The following is a 16,851-nucleotide window of genomic DNA, read 5'->3' on the forward strand; positions in this document are numbered from 1 at the left end:
GGCGATATTGCGCGCTCTGCCCAGCTAAGTTACTGTGCCGGGACGTACGAACGAGACCTTCCCCGTGTTGATCATCAGTAAACTCCTGGATCAAGTCATCAAGGCACACGCCCGCTGGCGTTGGCGCGCCTGAATTCTTTTGCCGGCCTCGCCGGACCTGTATCGCTTCGCCTTCTATACCTGTTTGAAATGCCGCTTTGCTGGCGCTACTCCGGCACCTGACAAAGCGCAGCACTCTGCGGGTAAATCATTCGAAGGCCATCTTCAAAGTCAGTGAATTCAAGAGGTTCTAAACGCCATGTTGCTGATGATCGATAATTACGACTCCTTTACCTACAACGTTGTGCAGTACCTGGGCGAGCTCGGTTCCCAAGTCAAGGTCGTGCGCAACGATGAACTGACCATCGCTGAAATCGAAGCCCTCAACCCTGAGCGCATCGTCGTGTCCCCCGGTCCTTGCACCCCGACCGAAGCCGGTATCTCGATTGAAGCGATCAAGCATTTCGCCGGCAAACTGCCGATTCTTGGCGTCTGCCTCGGCCACCAGTCCATCGGCCAAGCCTTTGGCGGTGATGTGGTGCGCGCCCGTCAAGTGATGCACGGTAAGACTAGCCCGGTGTTCCACGAGGACAAGGGTGTCTTCGAAGGGCTGAATCGTCCGCTGACGGTCACGCGCTATCATTCATTGATCGTCAAGCGCGAAACCCTGCCAGATTGCCTGGAGCTGACCGCCTGGACCCAGCTCGAAGACGGCTCGGTCGACGAGATCATGGGCCTGCGTCACAAGACTCTGAACATCGAAGGCGTGCAGTTCCACCCTGAGTCGATCCTCACCGAACAGGGCCACGAACTGTTCGCCAACTTCCTCAAACAAACCGGCGGCACGCGCTAAGGACTTTTCATGAACATCAAGACAGCCCTGAGCCGTATCGTCGATCACCTCGACCTCAGCACCGATGAAATGCGCGATGTGATGCGCGAAATCATGACCGGGCAATGCTCGGACGCGCAGATTGGCGCGTTCATGATGGCTATGCGCATGAAGAGCGAAAGCATCGACGAAATCGTCGGTGCAGTGTCGGTGATGCGCGAACTGGCGGACAAGGTCGAACTCAAGACCCTCGACGGTGTGGTCGATGTGGTGGGCACCGGCGGCGACGGCGCCAATATCTTCAACGTGTCAACCGCTGCTGCGTTCGTGGTTTCCGCTGCTGGCTGCACCGTGGCCAAACATGGCAACCGTGCAGTCTCGGGCAAGAGCGGCAGTGCCGATCTGCTGGAGGCGGCCGGTATCTACCTGAACCTGACACCGGTGCAAGTGGCGCGCTGCATTGACAACGTTGGTATTGGTTTCATGTTTGCCCAGACCCATCACTCTGCGATGAAATACGCTGCAAGCCCGCGCCGCGAACTGGGTCTGCGGACCTTGTTCAACATGCTCGGCCCGCTTACGAATCCGGCCGGTGTGAAACATCAGGTGGTGGGCGTGTTCACCCAGGCCTTGTGCCGGCCGCTGGCGGAAGTGTTGCAGCGTCTGGGCAGCAAGCATGTGCTGGTGGTGCATTCGAAGGACGGCCTGGATGAGTTCAGCCTGGCAGCACCGACCTTCGTGGCAGAACTGAAAAACGACCAGATCACCGAGTATTGGGTCGAGCCGGAAGACCTGGGCATGAAGAGCCAGAGCCTGCATGGGTTGGCAGTAGAAAGCCCGGCGGCATCTCTTGAGCTGATTCGTGATGCCCTGGGCAAGCGCAAGACCGAAAACGGTCAGAAAGCGGCCGAGATGATCATGCTCAATGCCGGTGCCGCGCTGTACGCCGCCGATCATGCCAGCAGTTTGAAAGAGGGAGTTGCACTTGCGCACGATGCGCTGCACACCGGCCTCGCTCGGGAAAAGTTCGAGGAGCTGGGTGCGTTTACCGCGGTATTCAAAGTGGAGAATGAGGGATGAGTGTACCGACGGTTCTGGAAAAGATTCTGGCGCGCAAAGTCGAGGAGGTGGCCGAGCGCAGCGCTCGCGTCAGCCTCGCCGAGCTGGAAAGCCTGGCCAAGGTGGCCGATGCACCCCGTGGTTTTGCCAAGGCCTTGCTGGCTCAGGCCAAGCTGAAGCAGCCGGCAGTCATTGCCGAAATCAAGAAAGCCTCGCCAAGCAAAGGCGTGATCCGCGAGAACTTCATTCCCGCCGACATCGCCAGAAGCTACGAGAAGGGCGGCGCGACCTGCCTGTCGGTACTCACCGACATCGACTACTTCCAGGGCGCGGATGCGTATCTGCAGCAGGCCCGCGCGGCGTGCCAGCTGCCGGTGATCCGCAAGGACTTCATGATCGATCCGTACCAGATCGTCGAAGCCCGGGCCTTGGGTGCCGACTGCGTGCTGTTGATCGTTTCCGCGCTGGATGACGTGAAAATGGCCGAACTGGCAGCCGTGGCCAAAAGCGTCAACCTCGATGTGCTGGTGGAAGTCCACGACGGCGACGAGCTGGAGCGGGCCTTGAAAACCCTCGACACTCCGCTGGTTGGCGTGAACAACCGCAATCTGCACACCTTCGATGTCAGCCTGGAAACCACCCTCGACCTGTTGCCGCGTATTCCGCGCGATCGACTGGTCATCACCGAGAGCGGCATTCTCAACCGCGCCGATGTCGAACTGATGGAAATCAGCGACGTCTACGCATTCCTGGTCGGCGAAGCCTTCATGCGCGCCGAAAGCCCGGGCAGCGAGTTGCAGCGTCTGTTCTTCCCTGAGCGCGGTGTACCTGTCAGCGGCTCTACACTCGACTGACCCCCGCCATTGCAGGCAACCCGATTCCCTGTGGGAGCGGGCTTGCCCGCGATGAGGACCTCAAATTCCCTAAAGACCTCATGTCTGCCGGAGTCGCCTATGTCGCTGCCAATCTCCCTGACCATCGAAGCTGGCCTGCAAGCCGAACAGGATCTGCTGGCCTCGGTCTGCGCCAGCGACGCGGAGTTCGGCCTGCTGTTCTGGCAGCCGAGTGATCGGGCGCTGGTCATGCCGCGCCGTTTGAATCGCCTGCCCGGTTTCGAGGCCGCATGTGAAGTGTCGGCAGTGGCAGGTTGGCCAGTACTGTTACGTGAAACCGGTGGCGAACCGGTGCCGCAATCGGCCTCAACGATCAACATCGCCCTGGTTTACGCGCCCCCACGCAGCGAAGGGGATCTGAATCGCATCGAAACCGGTTACCACCGCTTGTGCGATCCGATTTGTCAGTTGCTGGATGAGTTGGGAGGCACTTCATCCCTGGGTGAAATCGAAGGCGCCTTCTGTGACGGTCGCTTCAACGTCAACCTCGACGGACGCAAAATGGTCGGTACCGCCCAGCGCTGGCGCCAGAGCCAGGGTGGGCAGCGTCCGGTAGGACTGGTGCACGGAGCGATGCTGATCGATAACGAGCGAGTGTCAATGGTCGCCGCGGTCAATCGTTTCAACGAGGCCTGCGGGCTGGAGCAACGCGTACGCGCCGAAAGCCACATCGCGCTGCATGAGAAGTTCACAGCACCCAATGCACTGGCACGTCTGGACGAACTCTACCGGTTGATGCTGGCGCAGATGTTCAGCGGCTAGGTTTTCGAGCTTATCGCGTACCGAAGACCACCATGGTCTTGCCTTTGACGTCCACCAGGTTGCGTTCTTCCAGATCCTTGAGTACGCGACCGACCATCTCCCGCGAACAACCGACAATCCGCCCGATTTCCTGACGTGTCACCTTGATTTGCATACCATCGGGGTGAGTCATGGCGTCTGGCTGTTTACACAGCTCCAGCAGGCAGCGGGCGACTCGACCGGTTACATCAAAGAATGCCAGGTCACCGACCTTGCGCGTGGTGTTGCGCAGACGCTGTGCAATTTGTCCGCTGAGCACGTAAAGAATGTCCGGATCCTGCTGGGACAACTCGCGGAATTTCGCGTAGCTGATTTCCGCGACTTCGCATTCAACCTTGGCCCGCACCCAGGCGCTGCGCTCCTGCTCTAGGCCAGCTTGCTCAAACAGACCCAACTCGCCGAAAAAGTCCCCGGTGTTCAGGTAGGAAATGATCATTTCATGGCCGTCGTCATCTTCGATCAGGATGGTGACTGAGCCTTTGATGATGAAGAACAGCGTTTCCGAGCGGTCGCCGGCACAAATGATGTTGCTCTTGGCCTGATAGCGGCGGCGCTGGCAATGCATCAACAGCTTGTCGAGGTTCTTGATCTTGGGGTTGGGGGCAATCGCAACCATGGTTGTATCCCGAAAAGACTGCACGGTGTGTTTGGTTTTTTTATGAATAGCGGACGCTGGGGAAAAGCTGGCAATGCGCCATTGAATTGGCGTCAGCTTAACAGACACCTCTTGAAATATTCGAGCATTTACCTACAAGGCGGTGGGATATGTCCTAGGACGCCGGGCGCCGTCAATCACGGGGCCTGTGCTAAGCTGGCGACCCTTTTTTATACAGTGGAGTCTTGGCGATGAAGGCACGCATCCAATGGGCTGGCGAAGCCATGTTCCTCGGCGAATCCGGTAGCGGTCATGTCGTGGTCATGGACGGTCCGCCCGATGCCGGCGGACGTAACCTGGGTGTCCGGCCGATGGAAATGCTGCTGCTGGGTGTCGGCGGTTGCAGCAATTTCGATGTGGTCAGCATCCTCAAGAAGTCCCGCCAGGCAGTGGAAAGCTGTGAAGCCTTCCTTGAAGCCGAGCGTGCGACCGAAGATCCAAAGGTGTTCACCAAGATCCACATGCATTTTGTGGTCAAGGGCCGCGGGCTGAAAGAAGCCCAGGTCAAACGCGCCATCGAGCTGTCTGCCGAGAAATATTGCTCGGCTTCGATCATGCTCGGCGCCGCAGGCGTGGCAATTACCCACGACTACGAGATCATCGAGCTCGGTTGAATCGACATTCAACTATCATAAAAGCAGTGCAGACTCTGGCGAACACAAGCTGACGTCTGCATAATGCGCCACTTTTTTCAGGGTGGTGGCCCGTCAGCCGACAGGCCTCGCACCCGAACAGACAACCAAAATCGCCATCGCGAAGAGGTGTTAACCGTCCTACGCAGGTGCGTTGTTCGCATCTGACGGGCATGCTTGATCACGCGGCCGGGCCGCAAACACATAGAGAGTTTTTAACGGTGAAAAGCAAACTCAAGCTCCACGGGTTCAATAACCTGACAAAGACCTTGAGCTTCAACATCTATGACATCTGCTACGCGGAAACCCCGCAAGACCAGCAGGCTTACGTCGAGTACATCAATAAAGAGTACAACGCGAAACGCCTGACGCAGATCCTCACGGAAGTTGTCGATATCATTGGTGCCAACATCCTGAACATTGCCAGTCAGGACTATGAGCCGCAGGGCGCCAGCGTCACGATCCTGATCTCGGAAGAGCCGGTAACCCCGACCGACAGTCAGATCGAAGAGTCCCCGGGCCCGCTGCCCGAAATTATTCTGGCCCACCTCGACAAGAGCCACATTACGGTGCACACCTACCCGGAAATCCATCCGGTCAGCGGTATTGCAACCTTCCGTGTGGACATCGACGTGTCGACTTGCGGGGTCATTTCACCGCTTAAAGCGCTCAACTTCCTGATTCACCAGTTCGATTCGGACATCGTGACCGTGGACTACCGTGTGCGCGGCTTCACCCGTGACGTTGAGGGCAAAAAGCACTTCATCGACCACGAGATCAATTCGATCCAGAACTACCTCTCCGATGACACTTACGACGCGTACCAGATGACCGACGTGAACGTGTACCAGGAAAACCTGTTCCACACCAAGATGCTGCTGAAGAACTTCGAGCTGGATAACTACCTGTTCGGCGACGCCACCAGCAACCTGTCCTCTGAGCAACGCGCCCAGGTGACCGAGCGGGTGAAACACGAAATGCTCGAAATCTTCTACGCGCGCAATATGGCGTAAGACTCCCGAGCACAAAAAAAGGCGACTCCCTCACGGCAGTCGCCTTTTTTATTCTGGCGCTCGCTCCTACAAAAAATGGAGTCAGATCCGATAAGTACTCTTGGTCATCACCTTGGCCATCAGGCTCATCCCGAATTTCACCGGTGCCGGAAAGCGGAACCCGCCAGCCTCCAGCGCACTTTCGGCATGCTGTTCTTCATCGATACGCATCTGCTCAAGAATCGCCCGGGATTTTTCATCCTCGGCCGGCAATTGCTCCAGATGTTCGTTCAGGTGTTTGCACACCTGGTCTTCCGTCGCCGCAACGAACCCCAGGCTGACTTTATCGCTGATCAGGCCGGCCACTGCGCCAATCCCGAACGACATGCCATAGAACAGCGGATTGAGGATGCTGGTGTGGCTACCCAGTTGATGAATGCGTTGTTCGCACCAGACCAGGTGATCGACTTCTTCTTCGGCGGCATGTTCCATCGCGGCACGCACTTGCGGCAGCTTGGCGGTCAGTGCCTGTCCCTGGTACAGCGCCTGGGCGCAGACTTCGCCGGTATGGTTGATGCGCATCAGGCCGGCAACGTGGCGCGTGTCTTCGTCGCTCATCTTCGCATCCGGCTGTACGATGGCGGGCGACGGACGGTACGGCTGACCGCTGAAGGGCAGCAGGGTGCGCATCGCGGCATCGGCTTGCAGCAGAAGGCGGTCAATTGGCGAGTAGTGACGTTGGGTAGTCATGCTGACCTCCGGGGGGATTTCGGCGGCCAGTTTAACCCAATCGGCCGGGGAAGGTTTGCGCTGGGTCATTGTGATGCAGAGGCTGTGACAGTGTTGTGATGCTTTTTGTGGAAGCGGCAGTGTGCCGCTTCCTCGGGGTTTGGCGCAATCAGCCCGGCGGCCAGTGCATCTGGCGCTGACCCAGCACGTGCATATGAATGTGGTAGACGGTTTGTCCGCCTTCTTCATTGCAGTTCATGACGACGCGGAAACCTTTTTCGCAGCCCAGTTCCAGTGCCAGGCGCTGGGCGGTGAACAGAATGTGCCCGGCCAATGCCTTGTCGTCCTCGGTCAGGTCGTTCAAAGTGCGAACCGGTTTCTTCGGGACCACCAGGAAATGTACCGGTGCCTGTGGGGCAATGTCGTGGAAGGCCAGTACCTGGTCGTCCTCGTAAATGATCTTCGCCGGGATTTCCCGGTTGATGATCTTGGTGAACAGAGTATCCACAGCTGTTTTCTCCGTTGTTTGGGCTGGCCTGAGTGTACTCATGGCGTATGCCAGCGCCCAGCTTTTTACCTTAAGTTGGATCAGCGCGGGCAGTAAGCCTTGTTGACCATACCGGCGATTGTGCGAGTCAGCCAGCGCGAGCCCAGCCGCGGCAGGAAGGCGAACCAGCGGTTGCGCCGCCCGGGAATAATGATCGCTTTATTCTTTTCCAGTGCGCGCACGGTGTAGAGCGCCACTTCCTCGGGGCTCATCAGCAGTTTGCTGTTGGCCAGTTTGTCGCTGTCGAGTTGTGCGGTACGGAAAAACGCCGTGCGGGTCGGCCCGGGGCAGAGCACCGAAACCTTGATCGCACATTTTTTCAGCTCGACACGCAATCCTTCGGAAAAGTGCAGCACATACGCTTTGCTGGCGTAATAAGTGCTCATCCACGGCCCCGGTTGAAACGCCGCCACCGAGGCCACATTCAGAATCTGCCCGCCGCCTTGCAGGGCCATGCTGTTGCCGATGGCATGGCACAGGCGGGTGAGGGCGAGGATGTTCACTTCGATCAGGTCTTGCTCGGTCATCCAGTCCTGGGCCAGAAACGGGCCGCATGTACCGATACCGGCGCAGTTGACCAGCAGATCGATCTGCCGGTCGCCTTCTTCCAGCTCCAGCAGGAATCCGGACAGGCGCAGCGGTTCGCCCAGGTCGCAGGCACGGAACAACACTTCCACGCCGAACCTTTGGGTCAGTTCAATCGCAATACTTTCCAGCTGATCACGTTGTCGGGCCACCAGAATCAGGCTGCGGCCGCGCCGGGCCAGCGCTTCGGCCATTGCCAGGCCGATGCCGCTGGAGGCGCCAGTGATCAGAGCGTAACGGGTCATGCAGTTCTCCATCGCAACAGCTCCGCGCCGCGACGCAGGTGTCACGGGCCAGGAGCGCTGTTTATTCTTTCGCAGAGTCTACAGGGGGCTGGGCCTCTTCGGCTGCATCGTTGGCGGAATTTGGCACCGGTTCGACCTCGACGTCGATTTCATCGGTGGTGACCGAACTGCTTTCGTAGCTGCTCTGGGCGGCGCTTTTGTATTCTTCCCGTATCGCCGTGAGACCACCGGCCAGCGAGCCGAACAGAACCAGCGCGATAACGATCAGCCACAGCGAAGACAATACCTTGACCGCGGTACTGTTCGGCGGAGGCGGTGGGCCGTAGCGGTTGGCGGTGTCGTTGCCCGGTACGACCATGATCACGAACGGAAAGAAACTGCCAACGAACGGCACCAGGTTCAGCAGCCACAGCCAGCCGGACCAGCCGACATCGTGCAAGCGTTGAACGGTGATCTGGATGCTGACGAATACAAATCCGACGAACAGGATCAAGGCCAGCAAGCTGCCCAATATCAGGCCGGCGGTCGAATCCGCGCCGATGAGAGCCAGGGCGACCAAGGCAAACACCCCGCAAACGGCCAGGAGCACAGTTGACAGCACCAGCGTCCAGGCGAGGTAACGCAAGCGGCCGATACGGCCATCGAAACTGAATGGCTTGAGCGTGGCGAATTCCGCCACTGCTTCGCCGACCGGCGCGCGAGGCGGCGCGTAAGGGGACTGCGGATCTGCCAAAGGCTCCTGGCTGCTGGCCGGAGCATGCTCATGCACGTCGGCGAGGTTCAACTCGATCGGCGTTTCGGCTTCGATGCGGGCGTCGATACCGGTTTTGCTCAGTGCCTGGAGATAGGTCTGGGCATCGGCTTGCGACAGGTTGCGTTTGAGCGCTACCGGACGCCCGTTGAACAAGCGCTCAATGGCCGTGACATCGCTTTTGAACAAATCGGCGAGATTGAGCTTTGCCGTGGTGATGTCGACACCGGGCAGCAAGGCGCCCTCGAATACGATCTTGAAATGATTTTCGCCCATGTGCGAAGCATCCTTGTCGCGAGAGGTTGAAAGAAGAATGATGTGCCCGGGCGAGAGTAAGGCCAGCCGGGCAAGACTGGCCAAGGTTTGCTGTCAGCTCGGCCAGCGTTTGGTCAACTGGGCAGCCTGCTCCTGGGCCTTGCGGTACTCCGCGTCGAGACGTGCAATCAACTGCTCGACACTCGGCAAGTCCTCGATTTCTCCCACGCCCTGGCCTGCAGACCAAACGGTTTTCCAGGCTTTGGCCTCATCGCTCACGGGTTTGAGCTTGGAACCGAAGTTGATCTCGCCCTTGCCTTGCAAGGCGGCCATATCGAAACCGGCGGCCTCCAGGCTCTGACGCATGAAGCTCGCAGGGACACCTGACACGACTGGAGTATGGATGATGTCTGCCGCTTTGGATGTCAGCAGCATTTCTTTGTAGGCGTCAGGCGCGTGACTTTCGGTCGTGCCGATAAATCGTGTACCAAAGTAGGCCAAATCCGCGCCGAGCAATTGAGCGGCAAGAATTTCGTGGCCGTGGTTCAGGCAACCGGCCAGCAACAGGGTCTTGTCGAAGAACTGGCGGATTTCGGCAATCAGCGAGAACGGGCTCCAGGTCCCGGCGTGTCCACCGGCGCCGGCAGCCACGGCGATCAAGCCATCCACGCCGGCTTCGGCCGCTTTCTCGGCATGACGACGAGTTGTCACATCATGGAAAACCAGGCCGCCGTAGCTGTGGACCGCGTCGACCAGTTCTTTCACGGCGCCGAGGCTGGTGATCACGATCGGCACTTTGTGTTCGACGCAGATCTCAAGATCCGCCTGTAAGCGTGGATTGCTGTTATGGACGATCAGGTTCACGGCATAAGGCGCGGGATTTTCCATTGTCGCCAGCCCGGCTTCGATTTCTTCCAGCCAGGCCTTGAAACCGCTGCTTTCGCGCTGGTTCAACGCCGGGAAGCTGCCAACCACGCCCTGACGACAACAGGCGAGTACCAATTGCGGATTGGATATCAGGAACATCGGCGCCGCCACCACGGGCAGACGCAAACGTTGTTCGAGCAGAGCGGGCAGCGACATTGGAAGTACCCCGGTGAGTGGTGCCTGGTGAATTTAGAACGGTCGAACGACGACCAGAATTACGATAGCCAGCAATATCAGAACCGGCACTTCATTGAACCAGCGATAAAAGACATGGCTGCGGGTGTTCTCGCCACGGGCAAAACGTTTTACCTGGGCACCGCACATGTGGTGGTAGCCGATCAGCAACACGACCAGGGTCAATTTGGCGTGTATCCAGCCACCCTGGCTGAAGATGCCTGGGTTGAGGTAGATGAGCCAGCCGCCGAAGATCAGCGTGGCGATCATCGCCGGGCCCATGATGCCCCGGTACAGCTTGCGCTCCATGACGCTGAAGCGTTCCTTGCTGATCGTGTCTTCACTTTGTGCGTGATAAACGAACAGTCGTGGCAAGTAAAACAGGCCGGCAAACCAGCAAACGATGCTGATGATGTGAAAAGCTTTAAGCCACAGATAGAGCATTTTTAGTTATTCCAGTATTCACGGTAGCCCGAATAGTAGAGAAAGAGTCCCGTCTCGGACATAACTGTTCAATTTTGACGGTGTCTTTTGTCGCCATGCTGCGTTGCCGCTCCTCGCCATAGCGGGCTATGACTCGTCGCGGCGCCTTGTCTGGCAACAAAATCCACTCGCCAAAACTTGAACGTATGCCCGAGACGGGACTCGTGAGCGCCCGCACGTCACCTTGACGGTTGTCGCAGGGGCGCGCGGCCCCTATTATCGACGGCTTTCCAGTGGGTTCGTTGAGGGCAGGTTTATGGTCAAGGTCGGTATCGTCGGCGGCACGGGTTACACCGGTGTCGAACTGCTGCGTCTGTTGGCGCAACATCCGCAAGCTGAGGTGGTTGTCATCACTTCCCGATCCGAGGCTGGCCTGGCCGTGGCCGACATGTACCCGAACCTGCGAGGCCATTACGACGGCCTGGCGTTCAGCGTTCCGGACATCAAGACCCTGGGTGCCTGCGATGTGGTGTTCTTCGCCACACCGCACGGTGTTGCCCATGCCTTGGCGGGCGAGTTGCTGGCGGCCGGGACCAAGGTCATCGACCTGTCGGCCGACTTCCGTCTGCAAGACGCGGATGAATGGGCCAAGTGGTACGGCCAGCCGCACGGTGCACCGGAGTTGCTGGACGAGGCGGTCTACGGCTTGCCGGAAGTCAATCGCGAGCAGATCAAGAAAGCGCGCCTGATTGCCGTGCCGGGCTGCTACCCAACTGCAACGCAATTGGGTTTCCTGCCATTGCTCGAAGCCGGACTGGCCGATGCCGCGCATTTGATTGCTGACTGCAAGTCCGGCGTCAGCGGTGCCGGTCGTGGTGCTTCCGTAGGTTCGCTGTACTCCGAGACGTCGGAAAGCATGAAGGCCTATGCGGTCAAAGGTCACCGTCACCTGCCGGAAATTCGCCAGGGGCTGCGTCGTGCAGCAGGCAAGGACGTCGGCCTGACCTTCGTTCCGCACCTGACACCGATGATTCGTGGCATTCACTCCACGCTCTACGCAACCGTTGTTGATCGCTCGGTGGACCTGCAGGCGTTGTTTGAAAAGCGTTACGCCAACGAACCGTTCGTCGATGTGATGCCGGCCGGCAGCCATCCGGAGACTCGTAGCGTACGGGGTGCCAACGTCTGCCGTATCGCGGTGCATCGCCCTCAGGATGGTGATCTGGTGGTTGTGCTGTCGGTGATCGACAACCTGGTCAAAGGCGCTTCGGGTCAGGCGGTGCAGAACATGAACATTCTGTTCGGGCTGGATGAGCGTCTGGGCCTGTCTCACGCAGGCATGCTGCCGTAAGCTTTATCGTGTACAGCAAAAGGCCCGTCTGACGGGCCTTTTTGCATTCCGGGCCGGCGATTGGATTGGTTGATATACCATAACAATAGTTGACCGCTTTTCTAGGAGAAGCGGATAATGCGCGTCATCACGCAATATGACGGCGTAACGCCGGGAGATAGTCAGCATGAGCGTCGAATCCTTCACCCCCACGGCTTTGCAATTCACCCACGGTGCCGCGCACAAGGTGAAGAGCCTGGTCGATGAAGAGGGGAATGATCGCTTGAAGCTGCGCGTATTCGTTACGGGCGGCGGTTGTTCAGGTTTTCAGTACGGCTTCACCTTCGATGAAGAAGTAGCCGATGACGACACCATCGTCGAGCGCGAAGGTGTGAGTCTGGTTGTCGATCCGATGAGCTTCCAGTACTTGGCAGGTGCCGAGGTGGACTACCAGGAAGGTCTGGAAGGTTCGCGTTTCGTCATCAAGAACCCTAATGCGACCACCACTTGTGGCTGCGGTTCTTCGTTCTCGATCTGATCAGCGCACCTGTTTCACAGAACGCCGCACGGCCTCAGGGCTTTGCGGCGTTTTGCTGTGTGGAGGATTTATGCAGGGTAGATGGCGCCCAGTACGCGCAAGCCGCGGGCACCGGTGACGCTCGGGCGGTTGGCTGCGATGCCTTCGAGACAGCAATGAGCCAGCCACGCGAAGGCCATGGCTTCGACCCAGTCGGGGTCCACGCCGTAAGTGGCAGTGCTGCTGACGCTTGCGTTTGGCAGCAGGCTGGCCAGGCGATTCATCAAGGCAGTGTTGTGGGCGCCTCCGCCGCAAACCAGCAGTTCCTGCGTGTCTGCCTGGGCGCTTTGCAGTGATTCGATGATGGTCAGCGCGGTCAGCTCAAGCAGCGTCGCCTGAACATCCTCGGCGGCGAAGGCTGGCAGTTGTGCCAGATGCCGTGTCAGCCATGGCAGGTTGAACACTTCCCGGCCGGTACTCTTCGGGCCTTTGGTCACAAAGAACGGATCACTGAGCAGTGCATTCAACAGCACCGGTTCTACGTTGCCGCTGGCAGCCCATTGGCCGTCACGGTCAAAGTGGTCGCCGCGTTGCTGGTGAATCCAGGCGTCCAGCAGCACATTGCCCGGGCCACAGTCGAAACCGGCGACCGGCTTGCCGGGCTGGATAAGGCTGAGGTTGCTGAAGCCGCCAACGTTCAGCACTGCACGATTACCAGCCCGCTCTTCAAACAGGGCTTCGTGAAAGGCGGGAACCAGCGGTGCGCCTTGTCCGCCGGCAGCGACGTCGCGGCTGCGGAAGTCGCTGACCACGGTGATACCGGTCAGCTCCGTCAGCAGGGCCGGGTTGCCAATCTGCACTGTGAAGCCGCGTGCCGGTTCGTGGCGGATGGTCTGGCCATGGCTGCCAATCGCACGAATGTCGTCAGGCTTCAGTTGCTGCTGAGCGAGGAGGGCATGAATCCCTTGGGCTGCCAGCTTCACCCAGTTCTGCTGGGCGATGGCGGAGCGGGCGATTTCGTCCGGGCCGCTGGCGCACAAGCCGAGCAGCTCGGCGCGCAGGGTATCGGGCATCGGGATGTAGTGGGAGGCGATCAGCCTGATCGCCGGGGCTTGCTCGATCAGTGCGAAGTCCAGGCCATCAAGGCTGGTTCCGGACATCACACCTATATAGAGCGCCATGGCTTAGCGCTTGCTCGAAGCCAGCAGAGTGGCTTTTTCCTGTTCCATGCGCGCCATCAGTGGCTGGCTTTGGGCGAGGAAGCGTGCGCGTTCAGCCTTGGCAATCGGATCGGCCATTGGCAGTTTCTGGCCCAGCGGGTCGACGTGCACACCATTGACCTGGAACTCGTAGTGCAGGTGCGGTCCGGTGGAGAGACCGGTGGTGCCGATATAGCCAATCACCTGGCCCTGTTTCACCGTGCCGCCAGTCTTCACGCCTTTGGCGAAGCCTTGCATGTGGCCGTAGAGCGTGGTGTAGGTGTTGCCGTGCTGGAGGACCACGGTATTGCCGTAGCCACCACGGCGGCCGGCCAGCAACACCTTGCCATCACCGGCAGCCTTGATCGGCGTGCCGCGCGGTGCTGCGTAGTCGACGCCTTTGTGGGCGCGGATCTTGTTCAGGATCGGGTGTTTGCGGCCCATGGAAAATTTCGAGCTGATGCGGGCGAAGTCCACCGGTGTGCGGATGAACGCCTTGCGCATGCTGTTGCCGTCAGCGGTGTAGTAGCTGCTGTTGCCTTGTTTGTTGGTGTAGCGCACGGCGGTGTAGGTCTTGCCGCGGTTGGTGAAGCGCGCCGACAGGATCGGGCCAGTGCCGACGGCCTTGCCGTTGACTACCTTTTGCTCGTAGATCACGTCGAACTCGTCGCCCTGGCGAATATCCTGGGCGAAGTCCACGTCGTAGCCAAACACACTGGCCATGTCCATGGTCAGGCTGTGAGACAGGCCGGCCCGGGCTGCGGACTGCGACAGCGAGCTGTTGATCACGCCATGAACGTAAGCGGAGCGCACGGTCGGTTTCGCGGTAATGCGGTTGAAGGTGTAGCCCTTGTCGTTCTTGGTCAGGCTGATGCTTTCGAGGTCGTTGAGCTTGCTGTGCAGGTTGGTCAACTGGCCGTCAGGACTCAGTTCGAATTCGAGTTTTTGCCCATGCTTGAGCTGGCTGAACTGCTTGGCCTGCTTGTCGCTGGCCAGCACGTCATGCACTGAGGTGGCTGGGAGGCCGACCTTCTCGAACAGTGTAGAGAGGGTGTCACCCTTGGTGACGATCACTTCCCTGTGGCTTGCCGGCTTCTTTTCTTCGACGACCGGCAGCGGTGCAGGTTCGGCTTGAGCGGTTTCCTGGGTGTCTTCGGCGCTGTTGTCGATCTGCGCGAAGGGGGAGGTTGCTGGTTCATTTGTGGCTTGAACGACGTCAGCAGCGTCTTGATCTTGTGTCAGTTGTTCAGCAGGGCTTTCCAGTTCAAGACTCAGGGTTGTCTTTTTGGCTTCAACATCGCTGGAAGGGAATACCAGGAGCGCCAGACTGAGAAGGGCGGCGATGCCACTTGCGGCAAGCAAGTGGGTCTTCGGGTAAAGCGGCGGCGCTTTAGACGATTCGTTGGTCATAAGTGGTTTTGACTTTGAAAAAGATGAATTGGAAAAGATGAATGACATGATGAAGATGAAATAACTGTATAAAATATAACCAAATCATCTCTGAAGCAAGTCCGCAGGCACTCTGTCTGCGGATTGGCGTCCGTGCGCCGGGCAAACCTTGTATTTGACGCGCGATCTTGTATGGTTGGTTCCCTTTGAATCTGAGCCTTGCGGGTCTGTTATGAAGTCGGTTGAAGAGCAGCTAGCGCTGATCAAACGTGGTGCGGAAGAACTGTTGGTCGAGTCCGAGCTGATTGAAAAGCTCAAGCGTGGCCAGCCGCTACGTATTAAGGCGGGCTTCGATCCAACGGCTCCGGATCTGCACTTGGGTCACACCGTGCTTATTAATAAGCTGCGCCAGTTCCAGGAGCTGGGGCATCAGGTGATCTTCCTTATAGGTGACTTCACCGGGATGATCGGCGATCCGAGCGGCAAGAGTGCCACGCGCCCGCCGCTCACTCGCGAGCAGGTCCTCGAGAATGCCGAGACCTACAAGACTCAGGTCTTCAAGATTCTGGATCCGGCAAAAACCGAAGTGGCATTCAACTCCACCTGGATGGATCAGATGGGGCCGGCCGACTTCATTCGCCTGACTTCGCAGTACACCGTGGCTCGCATGCTCGAGCGCGATGACTTCGACAAGCGCTACACAACCAATCAGCCTATCGCCATTCATGAGTTCCTTTATCCGCTGGTTCAGGGTTACGACTCGGTAGCCCTGCGCGCAGACGTCGAGCTCGGCGGTACTGATCAGAAGTTCAACTTGCTGATGGGGCGCGAGCTGCAGCGTGGTTATGGTCAGGAAGCCCAGTGCATTTTGACCATGCCGCTGCTTGAAGGTCTGGATGGCGTGAAGAAGATGTCCAAGTCCTTGGGCAACTATGTCGGTATCCAGGAAGCGCCGGGCGTGATGTACAGCAAGCTGGTCTCCATTCCGGATGCGCTGATGTGGCGTTACTTCGAGTTGCTCAGCTTCCGCTCCATGGATGAGATCGATGCGTTCCGTGCTGATGTAGAGGCGGGTGCCAATCCGCGTGACATCAAGATCCAGCTGGCTGAAGAGATCGTTGCGCGCTTCCATGGTGAGGAGGCTGCTGCCAATGCTCATCGTGCCGCCGGTAACCGTATGAAGGATGGCGAGCTGCCGGATGATCTGCCGGAAATCGAATTGACTGCTGCCGAAGATATGCCGATCGCTGCTGTCCTTAATAAAGCAGGGCTGGTTAAGAACTCGGCGGTGGCTCGAGATCTCCTGGGTTCCGGTGGTGTGCGTATAGATGGTGAGGTTGTCGATCGCACCTTTATATATGCACTGGGCGCGACCCATGTTTGCCAAGCCGGGAAGAAGGCATTTGCGCGTATTACGCTCAAATCCGAATAAAGCTGAAATAAGGGGTTGACGGCGAATTTTAGAAGCCTATAATTCGCCCCACTTCCGGCGCAGTCGAAACGGAAAACTCCTTGGTAAACAATGAGTTACGCAGGTTTCGGCAGCAGGTTGCTTCAGGTCATCGAAGCCAAAAGGAAGTTGAAAAAGAGGTGTTGACAGCAGCGTGTAACGCTGTAGAATTCGCCTCCCGCTGACGAGAGATCTGAGGCGCAAGTGGTTGAAGTTACAAAGGAAACTTTGAAAGCTTCTGAAAAATACCACTTGACAGCAAATGAGGCTGCTGTAGAATGCGCGCCTCGGTTGAGATGAAAGATCTTAACCAACCGCTCTTTAACAACTGAATCAAGCAATTCGTGTGGGTGCTTGTGGAGTCAGACTGCTAGTCAACAGATTATCAGCATCACAAGTTACTCCGCGAGAAATCAAAGATGTAACC

The 16,851-nt window shown here is 58.2% G+C and carries 18 protein-coding genes; 9 read left to right on the forward strand and 9 right to left on the reverse strand.

What is annotated here, in order from left to right; all coding sequences use genetic code 11:
• Positions 1–298: 298 nt before the first annotated feature.
• From AC1DVE_RS19970 to AC1DVE_RS19985, 4 genes are all read left to right on the forward strand, one after another.
• Complete coding sequence (locus AC1DVE_RS19970; protein ID WP_007906885.1) at positions 299–892, forward strand: aminodeoxychorismate/anthranilate synthase component II; 594 nt, start codon at positions 299–301, stop codon at positions 890–892.
• A gap of 9 nt (positions 893–901) precedes the next feature.
• On the forward strand, positions 902–1,951 hold the full coding sequence (gene trpD, locus AC1DVE_RS19975) for an anthranilate phosphoribosyltransferase (RefSeq protein ID WP_223460277.1): 1,050 nt from the start codon (positions 902–904) through the stop codon (positions 1,949–1,951).
• Positions 1,948–2,784: an indole-3-glycerol phosphate synthase TrpC gene (trpC, locus tag AC1DVE_RS19980; RefSeq protein ID WP_150725216.1), complete on the forward strand. Its 837-nt coding sequence runs from the start codon at positions 1,948–1,950 to the stop codon at positions 2,782–2,784. The genes trpD and trpC overlap by 4 nt, the downstream gene beginning before the upstream one ends.
• A 99-nt stretch (positions 2,785–2,883) precedes the next feature.
• Positions 2,884–3,585, forward strand: a complete 702-nt coding sequence (locus tag AC1DVE_RS19985) for a lipoyl protein ligase domain-containing protein (RefSeq protein ID WP_223460275.1) — start codon at positions 2,884–2,886, stop codon at positions 3,583–3,585.
• A gap of 10 nt (positions 3,586–3,595) precedes the next feature.
• On the opposite strand, the gene crp is transcribed toward AC1DVE_RS19985, so the two are convergent.
• The gene (gene crp / locus AC1DVE_RS19990) at positions 3,596–4,240 is read right to left on the reverse strand and encodes a cAMP-activated global transcriptional regulator CRP (RefSeq protein ID WP_223460273.1); all 645 of its coding nucleotides are present in this window, start codon (positions 4,238–4,240) and stop codon (positions 3,596–3,598) included.
• A 230-nt stretch (positions 4,241–4,470) separates the two neighbouring features.
• On the opposite strand from crp, the gene AC1DVE_RS19995 reads away from it, so the two are divergent.
• The gene (locus AC1DVE_RS19995; RefSeq protein WP_007941657.1) at positions 4,471–4,893 is read left to right on the forward strand and encodes an OsmC family protein; all 423 of its coding nucleotides are present in this window, start codon (positions 4,471–4,473) and stop codon (positions 4,891–4,893) included.
• A gap of 239 nt (positions 4,894–5,132) precedes the next feature.
• The gene (speD, locus tag AC1DVE_RS20000; protein ID WP_007986012.1) at positions 5,133–5,924 is read left to right on the forward strand and encodes an adenosylmethionine decarboxylase; all 792 of its coding nucleotides are present in this window, start codon (positions 5,133–5,135) and stop codon (positions 5,922–5,924) included.
• An 81-nt stretch (positions 5,925–6,005) separates the two neighbouring features.
• Here the strand turns inward: speD and coq7 are convergent, their stop codons facing one another.
• The 6 genes from coq7 to hemJ all read right to left on the reverse strand — a co-directional run bounded on the left by coq7 (position 6,006) and on the right by hemJ (position 10,560).
• A complete protein-coding gene (coq7, locus tag AC1DVE_RS20005; protein WP_223460272.1) occupies positions 6,006–6,653 on the reverse strand; it encodes a 2-polyprenyl-3-methyl-6-methoxy-1,4-benzoquinone monooxygenase in 648 nt (215 codons plus the stop codon).
• A 148-nt stretch (positions 6,654–6,801) separates the two neighbouring features.
• Entirely contained in the window at positions 6,802–7,140 is a 339-nt protein-coding gene (locus AC1DVE_RS20010; RefSeq protein ID WP_007986008.1) for a histidine triad nucleotide-binding protein, read from the reverse strand.
• Between the two features lie 80 nt (positions 7,141–7,220).
• Positions 7,221–8,009, reverse strand: a complete 789-nt coding sequence (locus tag AC1DVE_RS20015) for an SDR family NAD(P)-dependent oxidoreductase (protein ID WP_108231607.1) — start codon at positions 8,007–8,009, stop codon at positions 7,221–7,223.
• A 61-nt stretch (positions 8,010–8,070) separates the two neighbouring features.
• A complete protein-coding gene (locus tag AC1DVE_RS20020; RefSeq protein WP_223460270.1) occupies positions 8,071–9,036 on the reverse strand; it encodes a DUF805 domain-containing protein in 966 nt (321 codons plus the stop codon).
• Positions 9,037–9,129: 93 nt separating this feature from the next.
• Complete coding sequence (locus AC1DVE_RS20025; protein ID WP_223460269.1) at positions 9,130–10,098, reverse strand: NAD(P)H-dependent flavin oxidoreductase; 969 nt, start codon at positions 10,096–10,098, stop codon at positions 9,130–9,132.
• A 33-nt stretch (positions 10,099–10,131) separates the two neighbouring features.
• Positions 10,132–10,560 carry a protoporphyrinogen oxidase HemJ gene (hemJ, locus tag AC1DVE_RS20030; RefSeq protein WP_223460267.1) on the reverse strand — a complete coding sequence of 143 codons (429 nt, stop codon included), beginning with the start codon at positions 10,558–10,560 and terminating at the stop codon, positions 10,132–10,134.
• A gap of 295 nt (positions 10,561–10,855) precedes the next feature.
• Here hemJ and argC point away from each other — a divergent pair, with 295 nt between their 5' ends.
• Together argC and erpA are read left to right on the forward strand one after the other, a co-directional pair.
• Entirely contained in the window at positions 10,856–11,890 is a 1,035-nt protein-coding gene (argC, locus tag AC1DVE_RS20035; protein WP_007980174.1) for an N-acetyl-gamma-glutamyl-phosphate reductase, read from the forward strand.
• Positions 11,891–12,056: 166 nt separating this feature from the next.
• Positions 12,057–12,407, forward strand: coding sequence for an iron-sulfur cluster insertion protein ErpA (gene erpA / locus AC1DVE_RS20040; RefSeq protein WP_007906865.1), 351 nt, complete (start codon positions 12,057–12,059; stop codon positions 12,405–12,407).
• 68 nt (positions 12,408–12,475) lie between these two features.
• On the opposite strand, the gene AC1DVE_RS20045 is transcribed toward erpA, so the two are convergent.
• On the reverse strand, positions 12,476–13,567 hold the full coding sequence (locus tag AC1DVE_RS20045; RefSeq protein WP_223460265.1) for an anhydro-N-acetylmuramic acid kinase: 1,092 nt from the start codon (positions 13,565–13,567) through the stop codon (positions 12,476–12,478).
• A gap of 3 nt (positions 13,568–13,570) precedes the next feature.
• A complete protein-coding gene (locus AC1DVE_RS20050; RefSeq protein ID WP_223460263.1) occupies positions 13,571–14,995 on the reverse strand; it encodes a peptidoglycan DD-metalloendopeptidase family protein in 1,425 nt (474 codons plus the stop codon).
• 211 nt (positions 14,996–15,206) lie between these two features.
• Here AC1DVE_RS20050 and tyrS point away from each other — a divergent pair, with 211 nt between their 5' ends.
• The gene (tyrS, locus tag AC1DVE_RS20055; protein ID WP_223460261.1) at positions 15,207–16,406 is read left to right on the forward strand and encodes a tyrosine--tRNA ligase; all 1,200 of its coding nucleotides are present in this window, start codon (positions 15,207–15,209) and stop codon (positions 16,404–16,406) included.
• Positions 16,407–16,851 lie beyond the last annotated feature (445 nt).

The sequence above is a fragment of the Pseudomonas sp. P4_B4 genome, from assembly GCF_056402255.1.